This window comes from Pseudomonas sp. PDM31 (assembly GCF_019218965.1).
Lineage (GTDB): Bacteria > Pseudomonadota > Gammaproteobacteria > Pseudomonadales > Pseudomonadaceae > Aquipseudomonas.
The window spans coordinates 159,259-175,471 of the sequence record NZ_JAHUWS010000001.1; the positions used below are offsets into that span (position 1 = coordinate 159,259).

17 protein-coding genes and 1 pseudogene are annotated in these 16,213 nt (G+C 60.3%); 10 read left to right on the forward strand and 8 right to left on the reverse strand.

Features of this window, described 5'->3' with window-relative positions:
• Positions 1-95 precede the first annotated feature (95 nt).
• The gene (locus tag KW839_RS00625; protein ID WP_218423056.1) at positions 96-566 is read right to left on the reverse strand and encodes a MarR family winged helix-turn-helix transcriptional regulator; all 471 of its coding nucleotides are present in this window, start codon (positions 564-566) and stop codon (positions 96-98) included.
• 292 nt (positions 567-858) lie between these two features.
• Between KW839_RS00625 and KW839_RS00630 the strand changes: the two genes are divergently transcribed.
• From KW839_RS00630 to KW839_RS00650, 5 genes are all read left to right on the forward strand, one after another.
• A complete protein-coding gene (locus KW839_RS00630) occupies positions 859-1,812 on the forward strand; it encodes a PDR/VanB family oxidoreductase (protein ID WP_060542123.1) in 954 nt (317 codons plus the stop codon).
• A gap of 26 nt (positions 1,813-1,838) precedes the next feature.
• On the forward strand, positions 1,839-2,915 hold the full coding sequence (locus KW839_RS00635; RefSeq protein WP_218423057.1) for an aromatic ring-hydroxylating dioxygenase subunit alpha: 1,077 nt from the start codon (positions 1,839-1,841) through the stop codon (positions 2,913-2,915).
• A 28-nt stretch (positions 2,916-2,943) separates the two neighbouring features.
• On the forward strand, positions 2,944-4,143 hold the full coding sequence (gene fdhA, locus KW839_RS00640; protein WP_218423058.1) for a formaldehyde dehydrogenase, glutathione-independent: 1,200 nt from the start codon (positions 2,944-2,946) through the stop codon (positions 4,141-4,143).
• Positions 4,144-4,360: 217 nt separating this feature from the next.
• On the forward strand, positions 4,361-5,695 hold the full coding sequence (locus KW839_RS00645; RefSeq protein WP_218423059.1) for an MFS transporter: 1,335 nt from the start codon (positions 4,361-4,363) through the stop codon (positions 5,693-5,695).
• 38 nt (positions 5,696-5,733) lie between these two features.
• Positions 5,734-7,011 carry an OprD family porin gene (locus KW839_RS00650; protein WP_218423060.1) on the forward strand — a complete coding sequence of 426 codons (1,278 nt, stop codon included), beginning with the start codon at positions 5,734-5,736 and terminating at the stop codon, positions 7,009-7,011.
• Between the two features lie 220 nt (positions 7,012-7,231).
• Here the strand turns inward: KW839_RS00650 and KW839_RS00655 are convergent, their stop codons facing one another.
• The gene (locus KW839_RS00655; protein WP_218423061.1) at positions 7,232-7,915 is read right to left on the reverse strand and encodes a helix-turn-helix domain-containing protein; all 684 of its coding nucleotides are present in this window, start codon (positions 7,913-7,915) and stop codon (positions 7,232-7,234) included.
• A 103-nt stretch (positions 7,916-8,018) separates the two neighbouring features.
• Here KW839_RS00655 and KW839_RS00660 point away from each other — a divergent pair, with 103 nt between their 5' ends.
• The 3 genes and pseudogenes from KW839_RS00660 to KW839_RS00670 all read left to right on the forward strand — a co-directional run bounded on the left by KW839_RS00660 (position 8,019) and on the right by KW839_RS00670 (position 9,749).
• On the forward strand, positions 8,019-8,960 hold the full coding sequence (locus tag KW839_RS00660; RefSeq protein ID WP_218423062.1) for a carbon-nitrogen hydrolase family protein: 942 nt from the start codon (positions 8,019-8,021) through the stop codon (positions 8,958-8,960).
• A 49-nt stretch (positions 8,961-9,009) separates the two neighbouring features.
• A pseudogene (locus KW839_RS00665) lies at positions 9,010-9,444 on the forward strand (GFA family protein).
• 89 nt (positions 9,445-9,533) lie between these two features.
• The gene (locus KW839_RS00670; RefSeq protein ID WP_218423063.1) at positions 9,534-9,749 is read left to right on the forward strand and encodes a hypothetical protein; all 216 of its coding nucleotides are present in this window, start codon (positions 9,534-9,536) and stop codon (positions 9,747-9,749) included.
• A gap of 55 nt (positions 9,750-9,804) precedes the next feature.
• Here the strand turns inward: KW839_RS00670 and KW839_RS00675 are convergent, their stop codons facing one another.
• A complete protein-coding gene (locus tag KW839_RS00675) occupies positions 9,805-9,981 on the reverse strand; it encodes a hypothetical protein (protein WP_177336975.1) in 177 nt (58 codons plus the stop codon).
• A 90-nt stretch (positions 9,982-10,071) separates the two neighbouring features.
• Positions 10,072-10,827, reverse strand: coding sequence for a DUF72 domain-containing protein (locus KW839_RS00680; RefSeq protein ID WP_256352442.1), 756 nt, complete (start codon positions 10,825-10,827; stop codon positions 10,072-10,074).
• Between the two features lie 175 nt (positions 10,828-11,002).
• Here KW839_RS00680 and KW839_RS27990 point away from each other — a divergent pair, with 175 nt between their 5' ends.
• On the forward strand, positions 11,003-11,479 hold the full coding sequence (locus KW839_RS27990) for a short chain dehydrogenase (RefSeq protein WP_218423065.1): 477 nt from the start codon (positions 11,003-11,005) through the stop codon (positions 11,477-11,479).
• Between the two features lie 20 nt (positions 11,480-11,499).
• Here the strand turns inward: KW839_RS27990 and KW839_RS00690 are convergent, their stop codons facing one another.
• Positions 11,500-12,750, reverse strand: coding sequence for a zinc-dependent alcohol dehydrogenase (locus KW839_RS00690; RefSeq protein ID WP_218423066.1), 1,251 nt, complete (start codon positions 12,748-12,750; stop codon positions 11,500-11,502).
• Between the two features lie 193 nt (positions 12,751-12,943).
• Between KW839_RS00690 and KW839_RS00695 the strand changes: the two genes are divergently transcribed.
• Positions 12,944-13,594 carry a glycosyltransferase family 2 protein gene (locus KW839_RS00695; protein ID WP_218423067.1) on the forward strand — a complete coding sequence of 217 codons (651 nt, stop codon included), beginning with the start codon at positions 12,944-12,946 and terminating at the stop codon, positions 13,592-13,594.
• Here the strand turns inward: KW839_RS00695 and KW839_RS00700 are convergent, their stop codons facing one another.
• Genes KW839_RS00700 through KW839_RS00710 form a run of 3 tightly spaced genes read right to left on the reverse strand, consistent with a single transcriptional unit; the run spans position 13,595 to position 15,986 of the window.
• Positions 13,595-14,194, reverse strand: coding sequence for an SAM-dependent methyltransferase (locus KW839_RS00700; RefSeq protein WP_218423068.1), 600 nt, complete (start codon positions 14,192-14,194; stop codon positions 13,595-13,597).
• Positions 14,191-14,943, reverse strand: a complete 753-nt coding sequence (locus KW839_RS00705; protein WP_218423391.1) for a PIG-L deacetylase family protein — start codon at positions 14,941-14,943, stop codon at positions 14,191-14,193. Before KW839_RS00705 ends, KW839_RS00700 begins: the two co-directional genes overlap by 4 nt.
• A gap of 14 nt (positions 14,944-14,957) precedes the next feature.
• Entirely contained in the window at positions 14,958-15,986 is a 1,029-nt protein-coding gene (locus KW839_RS00710; protein WP_218423069.1) for an acyl-CoA dehydrogenase, read from the reverse strand.
• Positions 15,987-16,213 lie beyond the last annotated feature (227 nt).

A 16,213-nucleotide genomic window follows, 5' to 3' on the forward strand; every position in this document is an offset into this window, starting at 1 on the left:
CGGGCGACGGGCACAGGTTGCCGTGACACAGCGGCGCTGACTAATCGCTTGTCGGGATGTGACCTATCGGCAATCGCGATATCTGAAACGCAGGCTCAAGCGTCTACCGGATCGTAGTCGTTCACGTTGGACACCTGGGCATGCATGCGGCCCAGCAACTCGATCAGGGTGTCCACTTCCTTGGCAGAGAGCCCGCTGAGCAGCCGCCGCTCTCGTTCCAATGCAACCTTCAGCACTCGGCCATGCAGCGCTTTTCCGCTTTCAGTCAGGCTGACGGTGTAGCGTCGTGCGTCCTTTGAATCGACCTGGCTGCAGATATGCCCTGCAGCTTCGAGCGTCTGCAATGAACGGCTGACCGCACTCTTGTCGAGACCGATCGTCTGACAGATTCGATTGGCGGTGATGTCATTTTCCACGGCGAGCATCGAGAGCATTCGCCACTCGACCACACCTATGCCGAAATGCTTGCGATAGCACTGCGATGCGCCCGAAGAGAGCTTGTTGGACAGAAAATTCAATAGCGCTGGGACATAACGAGACAGGTTCAGCTGAGATTCTACGGACATTGAGCAAACACCTTGGATCGGCGGGTCTTTGAATATTAGTTGACACCGCAACTAAATAATCGGAGGATTTCTCTACCGAACGTCACGGCTGATTGCCTGCATGATAGGCCGTCACCCTGCCACATAAAAATAATTATCAGGTCCTGGTCATGAACTCTTCCAACTTCATCCCCTTCTCCTTGCTCGAGCAAACAGTCGTCGCCCACGTGCCAGCGAGCGGCTGACCCCTTCCCAGCTGTTGCTCTAACTCATGCATTTTTTCAGCAGCCACTTAAGTGTGGAGGGACAAGTCATGCTTCAAGTCAACGTCACCCGCAAAGCAGACGAAGCCGAAGGCATCTGCAGTTTCGAGTTATGCGCTGTAGACGGCAGCGCGCTACCGGCGTTCCAGGCCGGTGCCCACATCGACATTCATATTGCCGAGGGCCTCACCCGCCAGTACTCCTTGTGCAACGATCCCGAGGAGCGTCATCGCTACCTGATTAGCGTGCTCAAGGATCCGATTTCCCGTGGCGGCTCCAAGGCCATGCACGAACAGGTACGGCAGGGGCAAACGCTCACTATCAGCACTCCGCGCAACCTTTTTCCACTTGAACACTCGGCCAACCGCCACCTGCTGTTTGGCGGCGGTATCGGTATCACGCCCATGCTGGCCATGGCCTATGAGCTTTCAAATCAAGGAGCCGACTTCGAGTTGCACTACTGCTTTCGATCAAGCGAACGGGCGGCGTTCGTTGCGATGCTTGCGCAAACCCCATTCGCCGGTCGCATCAAGTTACATGACGACAGTGGCGCTCAAATACAGAAGCTGGATGCGTCGACCGTGCTGGCAGCCCCGGACGCTGGCACCCATCTCTATGTCTGCGGGCCGACCGGTTTCATGAACTACATCCTCGATACGGCGCAGAACGCTGGCTGGTCGCAGGACCGCGTACATAAAGAGTTTTTCGCCGCTGCCCCCGTCGATCAAAGCGCCAACGCACCCTTCGAAGTCGAGCTGGCAAGTACCGGACAGGTTTTTCAGATTCCTGCCGAACGCACCGTGTTCGAAGTGCTCGACGAGGCCGGCATAGCGATCGAGTCGTCATGCGAACAAGGCGTCTGCGGCACCTGCGTAACCCGTGTGCTCAAGGGCATCCCGGAGCACCGGGACCAGTTCCTGACAGCGGTGGAACAAGCCGCAAACGATCGCTTTACCCCCTGCTGCTCGCGCGCCAGATCATCACGCCTGGTTCTTGATCTCTGAACTCCAATAACGTCAAGGAGAACACCATGAATACATCCTCTCTCCAAGCGCTTGCCGAAGAAATTCCAGCGCCCGCCTTGCCCAGCTTCCCCATGAATCAATGGTACGTCGCTGCCTTGGGGTGGGAGTTGAAGGACAAACCCGTCGGCCGCACATTACTCAACAAACCTGTGGTGTTGTTTCGCAAAACCAACGGCGAAGTCGCAGCCCTTGAAGACCGCTGCTGCCATAGAGCACTGCCACTTTCGAACGGCACACTCGAAGCAACCGGCATTCGTTGTGGCTACCACGGCCTGCTGTTCGATGAACGTGGCAAGTGCGTCGAAATCCCGGGCCAGGACAAGATCCCCAGCAAGGCCAAAGTGCCCGCCTATCACGTGCGTGAACAGGATCAAATCGTCTGGATCTGGTTTGGCAGCCAGGCTCAGCCGGAACCGGACTGTGAACCGCCAACCTACTCTGTTCACAGCAGTGGCAAATACCTTTTCGAAGGTAGCGTTTATCACTACAACGCGCCTTACCAATTAATCCACGACAACCTCATGGACTTGAGTCATCTGGGTTATGTCCACCTGCGCACCATCGGTGGTAATGCCAGCATCCACATGAATGCGCGGATGAGTGTCGAAGGTGAAGGTGATGTGGTACGGGTGGTGCGCCACATGCCGGACTCGGTTCCGCCACCTACCTACACGGCCGCCTACCCGTTCAAAGGCACCGTCGACCGTTGGCAGGAAATCGAGTTTCACGTCAGTCATCTGCGTATCTGGACCGGTGCGGTGGATGCCGGCACCGATTCTCTCGATGACCCCGATCGTGGTGGCTTCCATATGCGCGGATTCCATGGGGTAACACCAGAAACCGAAACCACCAGTCACTACTTCTGGACCATTGCCACCAACCCCGAGAGCGACCCCGAAACCATCAAGGCCAAGGTGGTTGAGCAAACTGTATTGACCTTCGATGAAGACAAGGAAGTCATCGAGGCCCAGTACCAGAACATGTGCCGGTTCGGCACGCGCCCGATGATCGACATCCACGTGGACGTCGGTGCCAATCGCGCCCGCCGCATCATTGAACAACTTCGCCAATCGACCGTTTGAGCACAACAACTTCACTGAGGGAATACGTATGTTTGGCAATCGTGGTGTGGTGTATCTGGGCGCGGGCAAGGTAGAAGTACAGAAAATCGACTATCCGAAAATGCAGGACCCGCGTGGTCGCAAGATCGAGCATGGGGTCATTCTCAAGGTTATCTCCACCAATATCTGCGGCTCCGACCAACACATGGTGCGCGGCCGGACCACTGCTCAAACCGGTCTGGTGCTGGGCCACGAGATCACCGGCGAAGTCATCGAGAAAGGCAGCGACGTCGAGAACCTGAAAATCGGCGACCTGGTGTCCGTGCCGTTCAACGTGGCGTGCGGGCGCTGCCGCTCCTGCAAGGAAATGCATACCGGTGTGTGCCTGAGCGTTAATCCGGCACGTCCCGGTGGCGCTTATGGTTATGTCGACATGGGCGACTGGACCGGCGGACAGGCCGAATACGCGATGGTGCCATACGCCGACTTCAACCTGCTCAAACTCCCGGACCGCGACCGCGCGATGGAGAAAATCCGCGACCTGACCTGCCTCTCCGACATCTTGCCCACCGGTTACCACGGCGCCGTTACGGCTGGCGTCGGTCCAGGCAGCACGGTGTACATCGCCGGGGCCGGCCCGGTCGGCCTCGCTGCTGCCGCATCCGCCCGCCTGCTCGGCGCCGCGGTAGTCATCGTCGGTGACGTCAACACCGTGCGCCTGGCTCACGCCAAGGCCCAGGGCTTCGAAATCGCCGACCTGTCGCTGGACACGCCGCTGCACGAACAGATCGCCGCACTGCTCGGCGAGCCTGAAGTGGATTGCGCCGTCGACGCCGTAGGCTTCGAAGCACGTGGTCACGGCCATGCCGGGGTGCAACATGAAGCGCCGGCCACCGTGCTCAACTCGCTCATGGGCGTGGTGCGGGTGGCGGGCAAAATCGGTATCCCGGGCCTTTATGTGACTGAAGATCCGGGTGCCGTGGACGCCGCCGCGAAAATCGGCAGCCTGAGCATTCGCTTCGGCCTGGGCTGGGCCAAGTCCCACAGTTTTCACACCGGCCAGACCCCGGTGATGAAGTACAACCGACAACTGATGCAAGCCATCATGTGGGACCGCATCAACATCGCCGAAGTGGTCGGCGTACAGGTGATCAGCCTGGACCAGGCACCACAGGGCTATGGCGAGTTCGATGCCGGTGTGCCGAAAAAATTTGTCATTGATCCACACAAGACTTTCAGCGCGGCCTGAACGCTGAATTTACCGGCTGACTCAGACGTCCCCACGACCTGAGCACCCTGCCGCCCCGGAGTCGAATCGCCGGCTCCCGGGCACCTTGCATGCTCCACAGACCAACAAAAACAAGAAGGTATCTACATGTACGCACTGTTTCCCCTGCATAGCGGGGCGGCTTCGGCTGTCCGTCGCGCCCCCTCATCCCCTACCCACAGCTTCGGAGCCTGATCACATGAGCCAAACGATTGGGCAACAGCTGGACGAAAAACCCATGGTCAGCTTCCAGTGGGGCGTGATTGCGCTCTGCTTTCTGATCAACATGCTCGATGGCTTCGATGTATTGGTGATGGCATTCACCGCCGCGTCTATTTCCGCCGACTGGGGCCTGAGTGGCATTCACCTGGGCTACCTGCTCAGCGCGGGGCTTGTCGGAATGGCGATCGGCTCGTTGTTTATCGCCCCCTGGGCCGACCGCTTCGGACGACGCCCGCTCATCCTGCTGTGTGTCGCTATCGCGGGGCTCGGCATGCTGGCGTCCTCGCGGGCAACGTCCCCCGAGGTGCTGGGTGTGCTGCGGCTGATCACCGGGCTTGGCATCGGTGGCATCCTGGCCAGCAGCTATGTGGTCGCCGGGGAGTATGCAAACAAGAAGTGGCGCGGTCTTGCCATCAGCCTGCAATCCACGGCCTACGCTCTGGGGGCAACAATAGGAGGCATCATCGCGGCGCAGATCATCCCTTCCATGGGGTGGCGTTCGGTGTTTTTCTACGGTGGCATCACAACGTTGCTGATCCTGCCGATCCTCGCACTCTGGTTGCCCGAGTCGCTGGCATTCCTGCTGTCCCGCCAACCCCGGAACGCGCTCAAACGCATCAATACACTGCTGCAACGCGTCGCGATCGCTTCGGTCGATCGTTTGCCCGAGGTGCGCCAGGACGCCCGTAAATCGCTGAGAGAGACGTTCGCCGAGCTCTTCTCACCAGCCCTGCTGCGTTCTACCTTGCTCATCTGGATCGCCTTCTTCCTGGTGATGTTCGGTTTCTACTTTGTAATGAGCTGGACGCCAAGGCTGCTGGTTTCTGCTGGCCTGTCGAACCAACAGGGAATCACTGGCGGCGTGATGCTCAACATCGGCGGCATTCTCGGCACGTCGCTGATCGGCTTGCTGGCGGCGCGTTTTCGCCTGTCGCGAGTGCTGATGGCCTACCTGCTGATCAATGCGGTACTGCTGGCTGTGTTCGTGCAGTTCACGACCATCCCGAACCTGGCCTTCGCCCTGGTCCTGTTGATCGGAGTCTTTGTCAACGGCTGCGTCGCCGGGCTCTATGCCCTGACCCCGACCATCTACAACGCCACCCAGCGTGTCACCGGCCTGGGCTGGGGGATTGGTATCGGCCGCGCGGGGGCGATTCTCTCGCCATTGGTAGCTGGCCGGTTGATCGATGCCCAGTGGCAACCCGCCGACCTTTACTTGCTGTTTGCCCTGGCTTTCGTCTTCGCGGCCCTCGTCGTCTGGCTGTTGAAGCCGCAGCGGCTAGTGCAACTGAGTACTGCGTCAAACGCCTGATCCGGGCAAACCATAAGAACAAGATCTGGACAAATAACATGAAAATCACAATCAAATGCCCGGGGCTCTATTGCCTGGGCATGGCGACAGCCTGCGCCTCGTCCACCGCATACGCAGGGTTCGTGGACGACAGCAGCGTTAACCTGACGACGCGCAATTACTACCTGGACCGGGATTACAAAGGAACCAGCCCTTATTCCGCCGCTCGTGAATGGGCCCAGGGGTTTATCCTCAAGGCCAATTCCGGCTTCACTGAAGGGACCGTGGGTTTCGGCATGGACCTCACGGGCATGCTGGGACTCAAGCTGGACTCGTCGCCCGATCGCACCGGTACCCAGCTCCTGCCCTTCAACCCGCAGACCCGTGAAGTCGCAGACGAATATTCAGAGTTGGGCGTAGCGCTCAAGGCGAAGATATCGAAGACCCGGCTATCGGTGGGCACGCAGTTCCCTGCCCTGCCGGTGATCACAGCAAGCCCTGCACGTTTACTGCCGCAATCCTTTCGTGGCGCCTATGCCGTTTCCGATGACATTGACAACCTGACGCTGCACTCCGGGCGCATGGATCGAGTGAACCTGCGGGACTCTACTGACTATCAACCGATATCACTGGCGTCGCCCAACGGTCGGTTCAGGAAGGGCGCGAGCTCCGAGCGGTTTGACTTCATTGGTGGCGACTATCATTGGTCCGACGCATTGACGCTTCGCTATTTTCACGCCGAATTAAGGGATTTATACACGCAGGACCTTGCAGTGGGCATCCACCTGCTCCCCCTAGGGCCTGGCAAACTGAAAACAGACGTTCGGGTCTTCAACAGTCGTGAAAACGGCCGGGCAGAAGCCGGCAAAGTAGACAACCTGAACGCCGGCGCCATGTTCAGCTACCAGCTAGGCGCCCACACCCTGGGCATGGGTTACATGCACCAGACCGGCGACACGGCATTACCTTACATTGCTGGCGGAGAGCCCGCTGTGCTCAGCGACGGCACTTTAAGTGCAGACTTCGTCAATCCGAAGGAGCGGACCTGGGTGGCGCGCTACGACTACAACTTCGCCGCGGTGGGTCTACCGGGGCTGACCGGCATGGTTCGCTATTTGCGAGGTACCAATATCGACCTGCCGCAACTGGGGGGCAGCGACCTGACGGAGTCGTCTAAAGACCTGGAGTTGGCTTACGTCATTCAGTCAGGCCCGGCAAAGGGCCTCGCTCTGCGCTTGCGCAATGCGTTCTATCGCAACGAGCAAAGCGCAGCCTCGACATTCCGAAGTGACAACGAAACCCGAGTCAACATCGACTACACGCTCAAGGTCTGGTAACTGACGGGAGCCATCCAGCGTTCAAGCCAAGGAAAGCGCGCTCGGAAAAAAGGAAGCGAAGCAGCGGTTGGCCCACAGGAGATGTGCCGACTTGTTGAAAATGTAACTTCCCTGACTGGCCTGCGGCATTGCTTGTGCTTGGGCCGGCAGGGAGCATGCAGCATGATGGGACAACTGTCCCTCGTGCCGGCATGCGCCCTCCTCCTGACGATCCCGAAACTTAGATGGCAGCCCTGCGCGTAGCGGCGAATGCACTCGTGCCCAGCCAGCGCCACAAGTTCTGCGCATCCTGCTCGGCGCCCTCTACTCGCAGCTCCCGCGACTGCAGAACCTCCTTCGGTGTGCGGTCCCCCGTCCACACTTCGGTCAACGCGCGCACGCTGGAGTCCACGACGAGCGTCAGTTCGCGGCCGGGGTCGTCGCGGCAAAGATCCGCCACGCCCTGTTCGACCACCAGCCACCATTCTTGCTCGCCCGAACGTGCGTCGCGGAACCTGAAGTGGATGACCACCGGCCGGGACGGGAATGTCTCGAGGCGCACGAATCGGCGCACGTCCCACATCAGCAGGCCCGCGTCGAGTTGGTCATCGCGCAGGCGGCTGCCGATCCAGCGCGCCCCCCAGTGGCCTAGCGCCAATATGATGGGGCGCAGTTCCTCTCCCGCCTCGGTCAGGCTGTACTCCCAGACTTTGCCGGCGGCCGTGCGATGGATGACACCAATCTCTTCCAGATGGCGCAGCCGTTGTGCCAGCAGGCTGGTGGACATCCGTGGTACGCCGCGGTGCAGTTCGTTGAAACGCTTACTGCCACACATCAGCTCGCGCACAACCAATGGCGTCCAGCGCTCGCACAGTGCCTGCGCACCGCGTGCGACTGTGCAGAACTGACCGTAGCTTTCGTCCATCGCCTGTACTCCGCACCTGCAACGCTTCAGATTCTGAACTAGCCCCACGACTTCGCCGCGCGCACGCTCAAGCCTTCGAAAGCCAATCGCCCAGGAGTACGCCATGAGCAAGATAGCGATCATTCAACGTCCGCCCGTGCTGCTCGATCGCAGTGCGACGATCGCCCGAGCTGTGCAATCGGTCGCTGAGGCCGCAGCGGCAGGTGCCTCGCTGATTGTTTTACCCGAATCGTATATTCCAGGTTATCCGGCATGGATCTGGCGGCTGGCGGCAGGAAGAAACGGGGCTGTCATGGGCCAGTTGCATGCACAGCTACAGGCCAACGCTGTCGATATCGCCAACGGTGACCTGCGCGACTTGTGCGAGGCCGCCAGCGTTCATGCCGTGACAATCGTGTGCGGCATCAATGAATGCGAGCGCGGGAATGGCGGCGGCACCCTCTTCAACAGCGTAGTCGTTATCGGTGCCAACGGTGAAGTGATCAACCGGCACCGCAAGCTGATGCCGACCAATCCCGAGCGTATGGTGCATGGCTTTGGCGATGCAGCCGGATTGCGTACGGTCGAGACACCGGTCGGCCGGGTCGGCACGCTCATCTGCTGGGAAAACTATATGCCCCTGGCACGCTATGCCCTGTATGCCCAGGGGGTGGAAATCTACGTCGCCCCGACGTACGACTGTGGCGAGGGTTGGATCAGCACCATGCGTCACATTGCGCTCGAAGGCCGCTGCTGGGTGCTCGGCAGCGGCACCTCGCTGCGTGGCAGTGATATTCCCCAGGACGTTCCAGCGCTAGCGCAACTGTTCCCCGATCCGGATGAGTGGATCAACGACGGCGACTCGGTGGTGGTCGATCCCCAGGGCCGGATCGTGGCCGGTCCGTTACACCGGGAGGCGGCCATATTGTATGCGGACATCGACGTTGCACTCGTAGCGCCAGCGCGGCGCACGCTCGACGTTGCCGGGCACTATGGGCGCCCTGACATTTTCGAACTACAGGTGCGACGCACGCCGACGACGGCAGTGCACTACGTCGACGCGTAAAGGCGGCGATTCATGCCAAGCGCCTGACAATTGAGCGAGGAGTCATACCATGAGTACTGAACGGTCTTAAACGGGCAGTTGTTTTTGCGGCGCCGTCGAGTTCACCGTCAGCGGCGAGCCGGTCGCCATGGGGTATTGCCATTGCGCGTCGTGCCGGCATTGGTCAGCAGGGCCGGTCAATGCCTTCACGCTATGGAAACCCGAGGCAGTGCAAGTCACCCGGGGGGCTGACAACATTGGTACCTACAACAAGACAGTGCAGAGTTACCGCAAGTGGTGCAAGAACTGTGGCGGGCATCTGTTCACTGAACACCCGGGCATGGGGCTCATCGATGTGTATGCGGCGGTCATCCCGGACCTCGAGTATTGCCCAGGCGTACACGTTCACTATCAAGAGAGCGTATTGCGCATCAAGGACGGGTTGCCCAAGTTGAAGGACATCCCGTTGGAATCCGGCGGATCGGGGATCGTTTTGGACGAGTAGCACTGGAGGCCTTTTTTCCGCCAGTCGGGGCGGGCAAACTTCCTTTGCCCCTTTGATATCCATATCTCAGGACAATGGAGGAAAGTGATATGAATATCGACGACACCAAAAAAAACACCGACTCAAACACCCCGCCCACCGATTCTTCCGGCACAACCGTCAATGTGGTTGAAAGGGATCTGCGTGATAGCGAGGGAGTCGATCAGACCGTTACGCCCTCTTCTTCTGAAACAGAGGAACAGGACGAAGAAGAGCAGCAGCGAAAAATTGACGAGATCGAGCGCAAGGTTGCCGATGGCAACTAGATGATGGCCGAGCGGGAGGTCGAGTGACGGCCTCCCTTGCTTTCCCAAAAGTGTCTCAGCGCCTGTCGTCCGATAGTGGAGTGGGTTCGTCGGCCTCCGGCATTTCCCTGCCCGGCGCTTCCCGACTGTCCGGACGCTCATCGTCGGGTTTTGTCAGTGGGTCGTAGCGATCCGGAGCCTCCGGGTCTGGTTCATTGACGCCTTGCACCTGGTATGGCGAGTTGCTGGTCATATCCACCTCTTTGCAACTGGAACCCGGACTGTAGGAGCGAGCATGCTCGCGATGAACCTGAGAGCGCCGCGGGGTGTCAGGTTTCCAGCGTTATCGTTGGCGACCATCGCGAGCGTGCTCGCTCCTACAGAAATGCGAGAGCGTCAAGGCATTGCCGAGCGCAGCGCCGCTGGCTGTGTTGTCGAAAATGCACCAGGTCGCTTCGCAAGTACCGCTAGACGTCTGCAGTTCATCCGCCAGAATCCGCAGCGCTGGCACCTCATAGGGGCTGAAGTATATTCGCGGCGAGCCATGCAGCCTCCAATACCGCAATCCCGGCCAGCCCGCCGGTGCCGCGTCACCAGCGATGCGTGAAGGATCGACCGCCGCCCGGGCAACCCGGTATTCCTGCAGCAGCGGCTCGGCATCGCGCCAGGATTCATGCCTGGGTTCCAGCACCACATGGCCGTCATGCAATCGTCTGAGGTCGATGAAAAAAGCTTCAGCGATCTCACGATCGAATACCAGCGAAGGCGGCAATTGCACCAGCAGGCAACCCAGTCGATCGTTCAATCCGCAACACTGCCAGACAAACGCTTCAAGTTCCCGGGCACACCCCTGCAGACGCCGTTCGTGAGTGATCAACTTCGGCACCTTCACGCAGAAACGAAACCCCTGGGGCACCGACTCAGCCCAGCGTTCGTAAGTTTGCCAACGGTGCGGGCGATAGAACGAGCTGTTGATTTCCACGCCGCCAAGCTGCGCTGCATAGCGTTGCAAGTGAGTTCCGGCCACCGGGAAGGCAGGCGAATGCTCGCGCCCAAGCTGCCAGCCCGCACATCCGATGAAAATCGCTGGATTGTTCAACTGCATCTCCTGGCGGCGTCATGTCCAAGGTTGAATCGATCGACCGTGCAGAGTTCGATTTATCTGCGCTACCTGATAGTTGTCTGCGGACACCGGGCTTACCTTTCCTCATCTCGATGGAACCCTGCAGACAGGCCGTTCTCTATCGCAGACCATCAGACAGGAGCACATCATCATGATCGACCAGGCAACCGGTATGCGGCCGGGCGAGCGCTACAGCGTTGAAAGCCGTGAACGTACGCCACATTTCCCCGGCTTTTTCCTCGATGGAAAGTATTACCTGGGCCCCGAGTTGCAAACAGCGGTCGGCTGGCTCGAAGGCCGGCAGTTCCTGTATGACCAACTGGACCCTGGCGGTGAGCCTGTCTATCCGGGGCGGGTCGCCGGCACCATCGAGAACCTGACCCTGATCCTGGGCGATGGTGCGCGCCTGCAGCTGCACCTGATGGAGTATGAGTCGCAGCAATCGCTGCCCTACTATGCAACCGATGAAATTGTGCGCAATGCCGTGGACACGTTCGAGCTGGAAACCGACACCCCAAAGCCTGCGCCGATTCGTCCTTCGGCGCTGCTGGTGGTCGGCGCCGCGCTGTTGGTCAGCGGTGCCCTGCTTGCACTCAATCGACTTGGCAGGCGCCGCTCGGGCCCCTAGCGCTCGACATTACAGCGTCGCTACAAGGTGGTGACCCCTCGATCGGCAAACACCGGGATGGTCTCGGTGTCTTCAATGGGTTCGGTCCGCAGCGTATTGGTCGCCCCCGGAATCAGGATCACCTTGCGGCAGTCCTGCTGGCACTTGTCGAAGATCTCGTAGCCTTCAGCCGCCTGCTCCAGGGAGAGACGGTGCGTGACGATTGCCTGCGGGTTCAACCGGCCGAGCTCGATGTGCTCCAGCAGCTCAGGCAGAAAGCGCTGCACGTGGGTTTGCCCCATCTTGAATGTCAGGCCCTTGTCAAACGCATCGCCGAACATGAAGCCATGGATGAAGCCAGCGTAGACACCAGGCACGCTCACCACACCGCCACGGCGCACCGTGGCGATGCATTGGCGCAAGGCCTTGCCGCTGCTGCCCTCGAGCTTCAAGGTCGCCAGCACGGTCTCGGTAGTACTGCCCTTGGCTTCGAATCCTACCGCGTCGATCACGGCGTCCACCCCGCGCATGCCTGTGGTCTGGTGAATAATGGTATCGGCGGGATCGTCATCGTCCTCGAAATTAATCGGGATCACCCCGTAGGTTTTCTCGGCATAGGCCAGTCGATAGTCATGATCGTCGACCATGAAAATCCGTTCAGCACCGAGCATCCGTGCACAAGCTGCGCAGAGCAGGCCTACCGGTCCGGCGCCGTAGATTGCCAGGCTGGAACCCTGGCCAATGCCGGCATTGAGCACCGCTTGCCAGGCCGTCGGCAGAATATCGGAGAGAAACAATACTTTCTCGTCCGCCAGAATGCCGGGCACCTTGAACGGCCCGGTATTGGCTTTTGGCACGCGCACAAGTTCAGCCTGGCCGCCGGGTACGCCGCCATACAGGCGGCTGTAGCCAAACAGCGCAGCGCCCGATGGGATGGATTTCTTGTTGAGGTTGGCACCGCGTCCATCGTTGGTGGTTTCGCAGGCCGCGTACTGCTCCAGCTGGCAGAAGAAGCATTCGCCGCAGGCGATCACGAACGGAATGACCACACGATCACCGCGCTGCACCCGGGTCACCGCCGAGCCGGTCTCTTCGACGATGCCCATGAACTCATGGCCAAAGATATCGCCGTGCTCCACGGTGGGAATCTTGCCGCGATACAGGTGCAGGTCCGAACCGCAGATCGCCGTGGCGGTGACGCGCAGGATGATGTCGTCAGCCTGTTCGATGACCGGATCGGGGACAGTGTCGACTTTGACTTTATGGGCGCCGTGATAGGTCATTGCTCGCATGGTCATTGCTCCTCAGTCGGATTGGCATATGAATAAGGGCAAGGTGCTGAACCGGCGGTTCCTTTTTTTCACTGTGACTAGCGATCAATGGTCAGCCCCGGGGCTGTGCGCAAAAAGTTGCAACCAATGCGAAAGGGCTCCGGTCGACATCCCAAAGCCATGTAACTGATGCATGGGTCATGGGGAGCCGCAAATGATCGGAGTCATTGTCCCGGTGCACAACGAAGAAGCGTTTCTCGATGACTGCATCGAATCGCTGCTGGTGGCCGCGCTTCACGAAGGCCTGGGCAATGAAGAGGTACAGGTGCTGCTCGTGCTCGATGCCTGCACCGACAACTCGTTGCAGATTGCCCAGGCTTACGGCGTGAGGACATTGACCTGCAACCATCGCAACGTCGGACAATCACGGGCCCATGGTGCCGAACATCTGTTGGCCGCGGGCGCACGCTGGCTGGCCTTCACCGACGCCGACAGCATCGTGCCGCGCTCGTGGCTGGCCGATCAGCTCAAGTTCAATGTGGATGCGGTCTGTGGTCTGGTCCAGGTCAACGACTGGTCGGAACATCCACTGGCGGTACGCGAGCGCTACGACGCCCATTACCGGATTGTCGAAGGTCATCGGCATATTCACGGCGCGAACCTTGGCGTCTCCTCCACGGCCTATCTCGATGCTGGCGGTTTCAGGGCCCTGCCCACCCACGAAGACGTGCAACTGATCGCCGACCTGGAGCGCAGTGGCGCCAACATCATGTGGACGGCGACCAACCGGGTGATCACCAGCGCGCGCAAGGATTGTCGCTGTCGCGAAGGCTTCGGCGATTTTCTGCAATCGTTGGCCGAGTGATCAGTCGCAGGTTTCGTCGAGGTCTATCGAGGCCGGCTGCCGGCTCCAGTATTCGAGGACAAACCCGGCTTCTTCATGGCGTATCAGTCGATGCAGGTGCAGCCGCTCGGCAAGCAGTGCATGCACCTGGCGACCGTCCTGGGAGCACCCTTCGATCGGCTGCAACCAGTGACAGGCCAGTACACCACCGTCCGGGCCCAGACTGCGCAGAGTGTTATCAATGACCTGCGTCCATTCGCCGGCGTCGAGGAAATAACCGATTTCACTCAATACGATCAGGTCGAACAGCCCGTTTGGCCAATCGGCGGGGATGCGCGCCTGCTCGACCCGGACATGGGCGTACCCGCTCAACCGGGCACGGGCCAGTCCCACGGCCCTGGCGTTGAGCTCCTGGCACAGCAGACTCTCACAACGCATCGCGAGCAACGCGCTGAGTTCGCCGTTGGCGCAGGCGGGCTCGTAAATCCGCGAGTAGCGTTGGCGCGGCAGGCTGGCCAGGGTCAGTTCGCGTTTACGCTTCTCGTACCAACGGGTGCGAAAGGACCAGGGGTCGTCACTGGCACGGAACATCTGCTCGAAGTAATCAGGCGACAGGCTCATGTAAATACCAGTTCAAAGGGCTGCAACAGTCGTTCGATAGCGTCGTCGCTCAGTACCGCGCCATTGTCGCCATCGGCGTTGACTTGCGAAACATGGGCGGCAATCGCCTCACGCTTTCGCGCCAACAGCGGCGGGTCCAGCATCAGCTTGTGCGCTCGTGCCCAGGGAATTCGCGGATCTTGCGGGTGTGCCCAATGCCAGGCCCACACCGGTACCTCAATCAGACAGGCCTGCTTTTGCCTGGCGGCACGCTCAGTCGCCCGTCCCGTGGCTTCATGGTCGCAATGCCCGTCGTGACGCCAGGTCGTGACAACCCGGTCACCCGGTTCAAGCAGTGCCATCAGTCGGGCCGCCAGATGATCTTCATGATCCGGCACAGCGCTGTCTGGCGCACTCAGACGCTGCCAGTGCAGCGCCTGGGTATCGAGGCCCAGTCGCTGCAATGCATGGACACTTTCCAGCGGACGCTGCTGACGCAAGCGCGCCGGGCTCCATTGCCGCGAACCTGGATGACTGGCTTCGCCATCGGTGACTGCGATCATCAAGATGTCGGCCTCCCGGCCCTGCATGCCGGCCAGAATTGCTGCGCAACCGAGGATCTCATCGTCCGGATGGGGGGCGACCACCACCAGCCGACTTCCCTGCGGCACAAGTGTTCGATGGCTGATCATTGGTACCCGGGCAAGCGCCGGGCTGGACTGCCACTGCGCCAGTGATGTACCCGGACCGCGAATCAGATTTTCCGCCAATGACTGCTCTGCTTTCACAGTAACCACTCCCCGACCGGTTGCGCCGCGACCTGTTTGCCCAACTCGGCGAGATCCTTTTCTGCATGGCTCTGCCGCAAATAGACAGGCAAGTCTGCCGCGAGCCGGGCGAAGTGACTGTCCCGGCAGTACGGTGTGGCCCCCAGTGCCCGTCCGACATGTTCGAGTACCACACTGACCGCCGCTTCTACCTGCGCCCGCACACGTCGAACCTGCAGTTCGGCACTGTCGCGGGGATGGGCATCGATCCACTGCGCCGTTTCACGCAGCGCAGCGGCCGCCGCACCCAGCGCCGCATCCACGGTGCCGAGATGCGCCTGGGCATGCACGTCGTGGTGTGGCTTGGTGCAATGCTGACGCAAGTAGCCTGCCAGGGCGCAGGCCGCACCGAACCAGCACGCAGCGATGCCGGCACCGCCTTGCCAGAATCCCGGGCGATCCAGGTACTGTCCGGGCATGCCGACGCCACGGGCCAGCGCCAGTTCGAAATGCACATCCAGGCTGGCACTGCTGGCCATGCCGACCGCCTGCCAGCCTTCTTCGCTCATGCGGATAGCCGGTTGCGACAAGGCAACGGCGACCAATTGCGGCTGGTGCTGCTCGTCCCAGACGGTTACCAGCGCGTGATCGAGCAATGGGGCGCCGGAACACCAGGCTTTTTTACCCTGCAGGTACAGCTGATCGCCCTCGCGGCCAATGATTTTGACCCGCGCGAATGGCGGTTCGGCGGCCCAGATCCCCCAACTCCCCGGCACCGGCGTTGCGTCAGGTTCAAGCTCGGCCATGATCGCCAGCGCATCGGTATGCCCTTCAAACACTTTGGCCAGCGCCAGGTCACAAGCGGCCACCGCCGCCAATGTTCGCCAGCGCTCCAGGGTCTGCCCGTGGCCGGGTAAAGGCAGGTGACTGAATCCGTGCACGATGAGTTTCTGCATCAGTCGCTGCAGATCACCCGCTGCTGTGCGCGCTACAGGGCGGGACGCAAATGGCTCGAGCAATTGTTCCAGGGTGGCAGAGTTGCTCATGGGGCGTCTCCCGGATGCGGCGGCAAGTACGATGGTTGGCTGGCAATCTGAAAGCTGATCGGCGCTCTTGATGTTCAGAGGCAGGCGCCCGGCAGGAGTTCATTGCACATTGGCGATGCCTGCCTATTTGCCCGGTGGATGGCGATGGCGACAGCGCCCGGTGCCGCTACACTTTTCAGGCTGCGCTGCAGCGTTCGGGGGCAACCCCTGTCTCCTGATTCCGAGGT

Coding starts and splice junctions, on each gene's coding strand:
- KW839_RS00625 (WP_218423056.1), bottom strand. CDS start 566: ATGTCCGTAGAATCTCAGCTGAACCTGTCTCGTTATGTCCCAGCGCTA.
- KW839_RS00630 (WP_060542123.1), top strand. CDS start 859: ATGCTTCAAGTCAACGTCACCCGCAAAGCAGACGAAGCCGAAGGCATC.
- KW839_RS00635 (WP_218423057.1), top strand. CDS start 1,839: ATGAATACATCCTCTCTCCAAGCGCTTGCCGAAGAAATTCCAGCGCCC.
- fdhA (WP_218423058.1), top strand. CDS start 2,944: ATGTTTGGCAATCGTGGTGTGGTGTATCTGGGCGCGGGCAAGGTAGAA.
- KW839_RS00645 (WP_218423059.1), top strand. CDS start 4,361: ATGAGCCAAACGATTGGGCAACAGCTGGACGAAAAACCCATGGTCAGC.
- KW839_RS00650 (WP_218423060.1), top strand. CDS start 5,734: ATGAAAATCACAATCAAATGCCCGGGGCTCTATTGCCTGGGCATGGCG.
- KW839_RS00655 (WP_218423061.1), bottom strand. CDS start 7,915: ATGGACGAAAGCTACGGTCAGTTCTGCACAGTCGCACGCGGTGCGCAG.
- KW839_RS00660 (WP_218423062.1), top strand. CDS start 8,019: ATGAGCAAGATAGCGATCATTCAACGTCCGCCCGTGCTGCTCGATCGC.
- KW839_RS00670 (WP_218423063.1), top strand. CDS start 9,534: ATGAATATCGACGACACCAAAAAAAACACCGACTCAAACACCCCGCCC.
- KW839_RS00675 (WP_177336975.1), bottom strand. CDS start 9,981: ATGACCAGCAACTCGCCATACCAGGTGCAAGGCGTCAATGAACCAGAC.
- KW839_RS27990 (WP_218423065.1), top strand. CDS start 11,003: ATGATCGACCAGGCAACCGGTATGCGGCCGGGCGAGCGCTACAGCGTT.
- KW839_RS00690 (WP_218423066.1), bottom strand. CDS start 12,750: ATGCGAGCAATGACCTATCACGGCGCCCATAAAGTCAAAGTCGACACT.
- KW839_RS00695 (WP_218423067.1), top strand. CDS start 12,944: ATGATCGGAGTCATTGTCCCGGTGCACAACGAAGAAGCGTTTCTCGAT.
- KW839_RS00700 (WP_218423068.1), bottom strand. CDS start 14,194: ATGAGCCTGTCGCCTGATTACTTCGAGCAGATGTTCCGTGCCAGTGAC.
- KW839_RS00710 (WP_218423069.1), bottom strand. CDS start 15,986: ATGAGCAACTCTGCCACCCTGGAACAATTGCTCGAGCCATTTGCGTCC.